This window comes from Cellulomonas sp. B6, assembly GCF_001462455.1.
Lineage (GTDB): Bacteria > Actinomycetota > Actinomycetes > Actinomycetales > Cellulomonadaceae > Cellulomonas.
In genome coordinates this window covers 1-8,011 of sequence record NZ_LNTD01000162.1, presented here as the reverse complement: position 1 = coordinate 8,011, position 8,011 = coordinate 1, and the positions used below count along the sequence as shown (strand labels likewise).

The 8,011-nt window shown below is 75.6% G+C and carries 7 protein-coding genes; 4 read left to right on the top strand and 3 right to left on the bottom strand.

What is annotated here, in order from left to right:
- Positions 1–53 precede the first annotated feature (53 nt).
- On the top strand, positions 54–1,676 hold the full coding sequence (locus tag ATM99_RS14195; protein WP_062103527.1) for a glycosyl hydrolase family 18 protein: 1,623 nt from the start codon (positions 54–56) through the stop codon (positions 1,674–1,676).
- Positions 1,677–2,060: 384 nt separating this feature from the next.
- Here the strand turns inward: ATM99_RS14195 and ATM99_RS14190 are convergent, their stop codons facing one another.
- A complete protein-coding gene (locus ATM99_RS14190; RefSeq protein ID WP_062103526.1) occupies positions 2,061–2,840 on the bottom strand; it encodes an aldo/keto reductase in 780 nt (259 codons plus the stop codon).
- A gap of 132 nt (positions 2,841–2,972) precedes the next feature.
- On the opposite strand from ATM99_RS14190, the gene ATM99_RS14185 reads away from it, so the two are divergent.
- Positions 2,973–4,892 carry an ABC transporter ATP-binding protein gene (locus tag ATM99_RS14185; protein ID WP_082659790.1) on the top strand — a complete coding sequence of 640 codons (1,920 nt, stop codon included), beginning with the start codon at positions 2,973–2,975 and terminating at the stop codon, positions 4,890–4,892.
- A 7-nt stretch (positions 4,893–4,899) separates the two neighbouring features.
- On the opposite strand, the gene ATM99_RS14180 is transcribed toward ATM99_RS14185, so the two are convergent.
- The gene (locus ATM99_RS14180; protein ID WP_082659784.1) at positions 4,900–5,580 is read right to left on the bottom strand and encodes a nucleotidyltransferase family protein; all 681 of its coding nucleotides are present in this window, start codon (positions 5,578–5,580) and stop codon (positions 4,900–4,902) included.
- A 153-nt stretch (positions 5,581–5,733) separates the two neighbouring features.
- Between ATM99_RS14180 and ATM99_RS14175 the strand changes: the two genes are divergently transcribed.
- Together ATM99_RS14175 and ATM99_RS14170 are read left to right on the top strand one after the other, a co-directional pair.
- Positions 5,734–6,495, top strand: coding sequence for an endonuclease/exonuclease/phosphatase family protein (locus ATM99_RS14175; RefSeq protein WP_062103523.1), 762 nt, complete (start codon positions 5,734–5,736; stop codon positions 6,493–6,495).
- 314 nt (positions 6,496–6,809) lie between these two features.
- Positions 6,810–7,082 carry an adhesin gene (locus tag ATM99_RS14170; protein WP_062103522.1) on the top strand — a complete coding sequence of 91 codons (273 nt, stop codon included), beginning with the start codon at positions 6,810–6,812 and terminating at the stop codon, positions 7,080–7,082.
- Between the two features lie 123 nt (positions 7,083–7,205).
- On the opposite strand, the gene ATM99_RS14165 is transcribed toward ATM99_RS14170, so the two are convergent.
- Positions 7,206–7,826 carry a CE1759 family FMN reductase gene (locus ATM99_RS14165; RefSeq protein ID WP_062103521.1) on the bottom strand — a complete coding sequence of 207 codons (621 nt, stop codon included), beginning with the start codon at positions 7,824–7,826 and terminating at the stop codon, positions 7,206–7,208.
- Between the last annotated feature and the right edge of the window lie 185 nt (positions 7,827–8,011).

Sequence of the window (8,011 nt, the reverse complement as noted above, 5' to 3'; positions counted from 1 at the left end):
GTCGGACGTGGACGGCCCGTCTCGGGCTGCTCGACCACGCGCTGGTCGGTCTCGTGCTGGTGGTGCTCGTGGTGAGCAGGTCGGGCAGGCTCGTCGTCGCCGGGCTCGCGGCCGCCCCGGCTGCGAACGCCGCGGGCGGCGTCACCGTGACGTTCACGGCGCGCGACTCGTGGACCACCGGGCACGAGGTCGCGGTGACGGTGACCAACACGGGGACCACGAGCGTCTCGACGTGGTCCGTGGACTTCCGCCTGCCGGACGGCCGGGCGATCACGAGCTCGTGGGACGCCGACGTCACGCGCGACGGCCAGTCCTACCGGGCGAGCAAGAAGAGCTGGGCCGGCGCGCTCGCGCCCGGGGCGTCGCAGACCTGGGGCTACGTCGCCTCGGGCGCCTGGGCCGCGCCGACGTCCTGCACCGTCAACGGCGGCTCGTGCACCGGCGGCGGCGCGACGCCCACGCCCACCACGACGCCGACGCCCACCACGACCCCGAAGCCCACGGCGACACCCACCCCGACGCCCACGAGCAGCCCCACGCCCACGCCCACGACGCCGCCGCCGGGCGGGTCCAAGGTCGTCGGCTACTTCGCCGAGTGGGGCGTCTACGGCCGCAACTACCACGTCAAGGACGTCCAGACCTCCGGCTCGGCCGACCGCCTGACCCACATCCTCTACGCGTTCGGCAACACCACCGGCGGCCGCTGCTCGATCGGCGACTCCTACGCCGACTACGAGAAGGCCTACACCGCCGAGCAGTCCGTCGACGGCAAGGCCGACACGTGGGACCAGCCGCTGCGCGGGTCGTTCAACCAGCTGCGCAAGCTCAAGGCCATGCACCCGAACCTCAAGGTCATCTGGTCGTTCGGCGGCTGGACGTGGTCGGGCGGCTTCACGCAGGCCGCCGCGAACCCCGAGGCGTTCGCGCAGTCCTGCTACGACCTGGTCGAGGACCCGCGGTGGGCGGACGTCTTCGACGGCATCGACGTCGACTGGGAGTACCCCAACGCGTGCGGCCTCACGTGCGACGCGTCGGGCCCGCAGGCGCTCGACCGGGTCGTCACGGCGCTGCGCAACACGTTCGGCTCGTCGGCCCTGGTGACCGCGGCCATCACGGCCGACGGCTCGAACGGCGGCAAGATCGACGCGACGGACTACGCGACCGCGGCGACCAAGCTCGACTGGATCATGCCGATGACCTACGACTACTTCGGCGCGTTCGCGCCGCAGGGCCCGACGGCCCCGCACTCGCCGCTGACGTCGTACACCGGCATCCCGCAGCAGGGCTTCACCTCCGAGGCGGCCGTGAACAAGCTAATCGCCAAGGGCGTGCCCGCCAGGAAGATCCTGCTGGGCGTCGGGTTCTACGGCCGCGGGTGGACGGGCGTGACGCAGTCCGCCCCCGGCGGCACCGCGACCGGTGCGGCCCCCGGCACGTACGAGCCGGGCATCGAGGACTACGAGGTGCTCACGACGCGGTGCCCGGCAACCGGCACGGTCGGCGGCACCGCGTACGCGAGGTGCGGCAGCGAGTGGTGGAGCTACGACACCCCCCAGACCATGGCGTCCAAGATGACCTGGGCCCGCGGCAAGGGCCTGGGCGGCGCGTTCTTCTGGGAGCTGTCGGGCGACACCCCCGACGGCGAGCTGATCCGCGCCGTCGCCGGCGGGTGGTGACGCGCACCCGACCCGCGTGACGCGCGTGCCCCCGGCCGGTCGAGGCCGGGGGCACGCGCCGGGCGGAACGTCCCCGGACGTGTGGTTGACGTCACGTGTCCGGTTCCGGTAGACCTGCGTCCGGTGCCACAACGGCGTGACGCCGAACGCAAGTCACGGGCCCGGTCCCTCGGTAGGTCGGCGCCCGACGTGCTCGCCGGTCGCGCAGCGACGGCGGCGGGCACGTGCGAGGTGGGAGCGCGACCACGGTCCGGGAGCCGGCGTCTCGGCGTCGACCAGCGTTCGCGACGGCGCGTCATCGTGCCGTGGCAGCACGACGGGGCCCGGACGTCGCCGCCCGGACCCCGCCGTCCGCCAGTCCGCGCCGCGCTCGCCGACGCCTGGTCAGCGACCCAGCGCGTCGATCGCCGCGACCTCGTCGGCGCTCAGCGAGAACCCGAGCGTGCCCAGGTTCTCCTCGATGCGCTCGCGACGCACCGACTTGGGGATCACGACCACGTCGTGCTCGACGTGCCAGCGCAGCACCACCTGCGCGGGCGTCACACCGTGCGCGCGCGCCGCCGCGACGATCGGCTCGGCGTCGAGGTCGGTGCGCTTGAGCGGGCTGTACCCCTCCACCACGACGCCGCGCTCGCGGTGCGCCGCCAGCAGGTCCGGGTCGTGGTCGACCGGCGAGTACGGGATCTGGTTGACCGCGGGCGCCTCGCCCGTGGCCGCGATGAGCTCGTCGATCTGCGCGATCGAGTAGTTCGAGACGCCGATCGAGCGGGTCAGGCCCTCGTCGCGCGCCCGGCGCAGCTCCTGCCACACCTCGGGGCTGGCCTGCTTGTGCGGCGGCCAGTGGATGAGCCACAGGTCGACGTGGTCGGTGCCGAGCGCGGCCAGCGACTCGGTGATCGTCCGCCGCTCGCGGCCCGCGTGGTCCGGCGGGAGCTTGGTGGTGACGAAGACGTCGTCGCGGTCGATGCCCACGGTCGCGAGCGCGCGCCCGACCTGCGCCTCGTTGCCGTAGCCCGTCGCGGTGTCGACGTGCCGGAACCCGAGCTGCAGCGCGGCCGAGACGGCGAGCTCCGCGTCGGAGCCCTCCGCCTGCCACGTGCCGAACCCGAGCACGGGGATCGCGCCGCCGGGGATGGTCAGGGTGGGGGTGGTGATGTCGGTCATGCCCTTCATCGTCACCGAGGCCGCGGGCCGCCGCAGGTCGGGGCGACATCTCCTCCGCGGGACGGAGCGGACGGCGCGATGTCGGTCGCGCGACCGATCGACCGCGCCCGCACGCGCTGCTGGACTGGACCGATGGACGTCACGACCCCCTCGCCGGACGAGAGGCCGACCGGTCGCGCCGGCCGCGGCGAGCAGCGCGAGAGGTTCCGCCTGCTGCTCACGCTCGTGCGTCCGCACCGGCGCACGCTCGGCCTGGGTCTGCTGCTGGGCCTCGCCGCCACCGGCCTCGGGCTCGCGACGCCCATGGTGACCAAGTGGGTGCTCGACACGCTCGGCACCGGGCAGTCCCTCGCGCGGCCCGTCGTCTGGCTGCTGGGGCTGTTCGTCGTCGGTGCCGTCATCGGGTACGTGCAGGCGGTCGTCATGGGCGCGCTCGCCGAGCGCATCGTGCTCGACGCGCGCGAGTCGCTCGTGCGTCGCTACCTGCGCGCGACGGTCCAGGCCGTCACCGGTCGCCCGACCGGGGAGCTCGTCACGCGCGTCACGTCGGACACCGTGCTGCTGCGCGAGGCGACGTCCTCGAGCCTCGTCGGCCTCGTCAACGGGGTCGTGGCCCTGGTGGGCACGCTCGTGCTCATGGGCGTCCTGGACCGGGTGCTGCTGGGTACGACGGTCGCGGCGCTCGTGGTCGTCGGGGTGGTCATGGCGCTGCTGCTCCCTGGGATCGGTGCCGCCGAGAAGGCGTCGCAGGAGGCGCTCGGCACGCTCGGCGGCACGCTCGAGGGGTCGCTGCGCGCGGTCCGCACCGTCAAGTCCAGCCGGGCCGAGGCCCGCCAGGGCGCCGCGGTGCTCGCGGCGGCGCGGGACGCGCGCGACCACGCCGTGCGCGCCGTGCGGACGTCCGCGCTCGCGTGGACGGTGTCGGGGGGCGGCATCCAGCTCGCGATCATCGTGGTGCTCGGGTTCGGTGCGTGGCGCGTCGGGCAGGGCGAGCTCGCGGTGTCGAGCCTCGTCGCCTTCCTGCTCTACGCGTTCAACATCGTCGGGCCCATCAGCGAGCTGACGCAGTCCCTCACGCAGCTGCAGTCGGGCGTCGCCGCTGCGGCGCGCATCGGCGAGGTCGCGACCATGGACGTCGAGCCCGAGGTGCCCGCCGCACCGCACCCGGCGCGGCCTCGCGGCACCACGCCCGGCGGCGACGCCGCACACCCCGACGACGCCGCACGCCCCGGCGATGCCGCACACCCCGACGACTCCGTTCCCGTGGTCGAGCTGCGTGACGTCACCGCGCGGTACGGGCCCGGTCTGCCGCCGGCCGTGCAGGGGCTGTCGCTCGCGATCCCGCGCCGCGGGCACACCGCGCTCGTCGGGCCGTCCGGCGCCGGCAAGACCACGGTGTTCTCGCTGCTGCTGCGGTTCCTCGAGCCGACCGACGGAGGCCTGCGGCTCGACGGCCGCCCGTACGACACGTGGAGCCACGCCGACGTGCGGTCGCGGTTCGCGTACGTCGAGCAGGAGACCCCGGTGGTGCCCGGCACCATCCGCGACAACCTGCTGTTCAGCAACCCCGACGCGACCGAGGAGGACCTGGCGCGCGCGCTCGCGGCCGTGCGGCTCGACGGCGCGTTCGACGCGCTGCCCGACGGCCTCGACACGCGGCTGTCGGAGACCTCGGTCTCGGGCGGGCAGCGTCAGCGCATCGCGCTCGCGCGCGCCCTGGTGTGCCGGCCGCAGGTCATGCTGCTCGACGAGGCGACCGCCCAGGTCGACGGCCTCACCGAGGGTGCGGTGCACGACGCCATCCGCGCGCTGGCCGCGACGGGCGCGGTCGTCACGGTCGCGCACCGGCTCTCGACGGTCGTCGACGCCGACACGATCGTCGTGCTGGAGCACGGTCGCGTGCGGGCGCGCGGCACGCACGCCGAGCTGCTCGCCGGCGACGACCTGTACCGCGAGCTCGTCGCGGCGCTGCGGATCGCCGACCAGCCGTCCGACGCGACGCCCGTCGCGCCGGACGGGACCACGGCGGACGCGACGACCGTCACCGGCTGAGCGGGGCTCAGGCGTCCGAGCCCGGGTCCGTCCGGCCGGGCCCGGCCGCCAGCCGGTCCGTCGGGCGCCCCGTCAGGCCCAGCTCGTCGGCCAGGAACAGGAACGCGCGCGCGTACGGCTGGCCCGCGATCTCCTCGCGCACCCGCTCCCAGTCGATCTGCTCGCGCAGCGCGCGGGCCATCGGCAGCAGCCACGTGAAGTCGCAGTAGTGCTCGCCGAGCACGCGCATCTTCGCCGAGATGATGTCGGTGGCCGGCAGCACGGGCATGCGGACCGCGAGGACCTCGAGCACGTCGGCGCGCGCGAGGTCCTCGTGCGTCACGGGCTCGCCGACCATCCGGAAGATGACGTCGACGAGCTGACCGTGGTGGTACGCCTTGAACAGCCAGTTCTCGGCGGGGTCCTGCACGTCCAGACCCGCGGCCGCGAGGGCCGCACGGGCGGCGTCGACGTCCTCCTCGGCGACCGCGAAGTCCGCGTCGTGGCTCGGCTCGGGCGCACCGCGCGCCCACGCCGCGTACCCGCCGACGAGCGCGAACGGGATCTGCGCGTCGAGCAGCGCGACGGCCGTGCGGCGCAGCGCGTCCTGCAGGGCGGCGCGGTCGTCGGGTGTCGCGGCGCCGGTCGGCACCGGCAGCGGCGCCGGGGCGGCGCCCGTGAGGGGCTGGGGCGTCGGGGTCGAGGGCATGCAGGGTGTCTACACCGCGTGCGGGGACCGCGCCCGCCGAGCGGGGGCGGTGCGGTGCGCGGGGCCGCGCGCCGCGTCGCCCCTCCCGTGCCCGGCCCGCGCGCGCCCGTCGCCTGCCGTGCGGGCCCGCTGCGTCCGGGTCAGAATCGCCGCGTGCGGCTCGCGACCTTCAACATCCTGCACGGACGCTCGCCCGCGGACGGCCGCGTCGACCTGGACCGGTTCGCGGCGGCCGTCCGGCACCTCGACGCCGACGTGCTCGCGCTGCAGGAGGTCGACCGCGCGCAGCCGCGCTCGCACGGCGCCGACCTCACGGCCGTCGCGGCGCAGGCGATGGGCGCGACGCACCACCGGTTCGTCGCGACGCTGCACGGCGAGCCCGGGCTGTGGGTGGCCGGCACGGGGGAGGAGCAGCCCGCGTCCGCCGCGTACGGCATCGCGCTTCTCTCGCGCGTGCCCGTGCAGGAGTGGCGCGTCCTCACGCTGCCCACGCTGCGCCGGCGCGCGCCCGTCCGGTTCCCGGGTGCGCGGTGGCCCGCGCTCGTGCGCGACGAGCCGCGCACCGCGCTCGCGGCCGTGCTCGACGACGACGGCCGCCCGCTGACCGTCGTCGGGACGCACCTCACGTTCATCCCCGGCTGGAACGTCCGTCAGCTGCGGCACCTCGTGCGCACGGCCCGCACGCTGCCCGGGTCGCACGTCGTCATGGGCGACCTCAACCTGGCCGGGGAGCAGCCGGCGCGGCTCACGGGCCTGCGGCCGCTCGTGCGCGCCGCGACGTTCCCGGTGGACGAGCCCGTGCGGCAGCTCGACCACGTGCTCGGCGGGCCGGGTGTGCGCGCGGTCGGGGTCGGCGAGGCCGTGGACACGGGTCTGTCGGACCACCGCGCGCTCGTCGTCGACGTGACGCGCTGACGCCGCCCGCCGGCCGCCGCCGTGCCCACGCGCGTCTCCGCTCGTGGGTCGAGCGGGGTGTCGATCCGCGTGTCGATCGCGGAGGGTAGGGGGTGACGGCGGGCGTCGCAGCCCGGGTGCCCGGCGTGTCCGGTCCGGTCTCGCGACGCGGACCAGCGTTTGCGTCCCCGCCCCGTGCCGGGTCACGGTGGAGGACGTCCGACGGCGTCGGACCGGGGCTCGTCGTCCCGCCCCCGGCACCTCCCCCCGTGCCGCGGCGGGCGGGGCGTGGTGGCCCGGCCGACGTCCCCCAGGCCACCGGAGAGGAGCGCTACGTGCTCACCCTGACCGAGAACGCCCAGACCGCCGTCGAGACCCTCACGACTCGCGCGGGACTGCCTGACGAGGGCGGTCTGCGCATCGCCGAGCAGGACTCGGGAGGCTTCGAGCTCGCGCTCGTGGCCGAGCCCGCACCGGGTGACGACGTCGTGGCGCAGGGCGCCGCGCGCGTCTACGTCGACCAGCGCACGTCGCAGTCCCTGGCGGACCAGCAGCTGGACGTCGAGCCCGCCGGCGAGGGCACCGCGTTCACGCTCACGCGCCAGTAGGCCGGACGCCCGGTCGACGCGGCCGGGCGGATCGCACGAGGGGCGGACCACCCGCGGGTGGTCCGCCCCTCGTCGTGACCGGCTGCACGTGCCGTGCGGGCCGTTGCGGCGCCGCGCGGGTCGTCAGGCTCCGCCGAGCAGGTCCTCGAACGACGGCACGGCGTCGTACAGGCCGCCGCGCGTGACCCGCGGCCGGGCCGCGACGCGCTCGGCCAGCTCGGCGGCCGCGCGGCGCACGCGGTCGGGCAGCGGCTTGACGTCGTCGTCGCCCGCCTCGGCCCAGTCGTCGGTCGCCGCGAACACCGTGGTCGGCACGACGTCGGCGCGCAGGTACGCGAACAGCGGGCGCATCGCGTGCTCGAGCACGAGCGAGTGCCGCGACGTGCCGCCCGTCGCGCCCAGCAGCACGGGCGTGCCCTGCAGCGCGTCGGTCTCGAGCACGTCGAGGAACGACTTGAACAGGCCCGCGTAGGACGCGGTGAACACGGGCGAGACCGCGATGACGCCGTCGGCGCCCGCGACCGCGGCCTGCGCTGCGGCGAGGTCGGGGCGCGCGTACCCGGTGAGCGTCATGTCGACGACGTCGTGCGCGAGGCCGCGCAGCTCGACGACCTCGAGGGTCGTGTCGATGCCGCGCGCGGTGAGGTCGGCGACGGTCGCCTCGGCGAGGCGGTCGGCCAGCAGCCGCGTCGACGACGGCTGGGACACGCCGCCCGAGACGACGACGATCGAACGGGACGTCATGGGGTCCTCCTGCAGGACGGGGTGCGTCCACGCTGCCACCGGTGGTGCCGGTGCGCGCGGCGGGCTGGATCGCCCTCTCGCGGGGTGGGGGCGATCCAGCCCTGCCCGTGCGTCGTCCGGTCAGCGGGAGTCGCTGCCCTCGTGCTCGACCGCCGCGCGGCCCGCCTCGAGCCGCGCGACCGGTA

What these genes read in the sequence shown, in the direction of transcription:
- ATM99_RS14190 (WP_062103526.1), bottom strand. Translation starts at nt 2,840, where the DNA reads ATGACCGACATCACCACCCCCACCCTGACCATCCCCGGCGGCGCGATC.
- ATM99_RS14185 (WP_082659790.1), top strand. Translation starts at nt 2,973, where the DNA reads ATGGACGTCACGACCCCCTCGCCGGACGAGAGGCCGACCGGTCGCGCC.
- ATM99_RS14180 (WP_082659784.1), bottom strand. Translation starts at nt 5,580, where the DNA reads ATGCCCTCGACCCCGACGCCCCAGCCCCTCACGGGCGCCGCCCCGGCG.
- ATM99_RS14165 (WP_062103521.1), bottom strand. Translation starts at nt 7,826, where the DNA reads ATGACGTCCCGTTCGATCGTCGTCGTCTCGGGCGGCGTGTCCCAGCCG.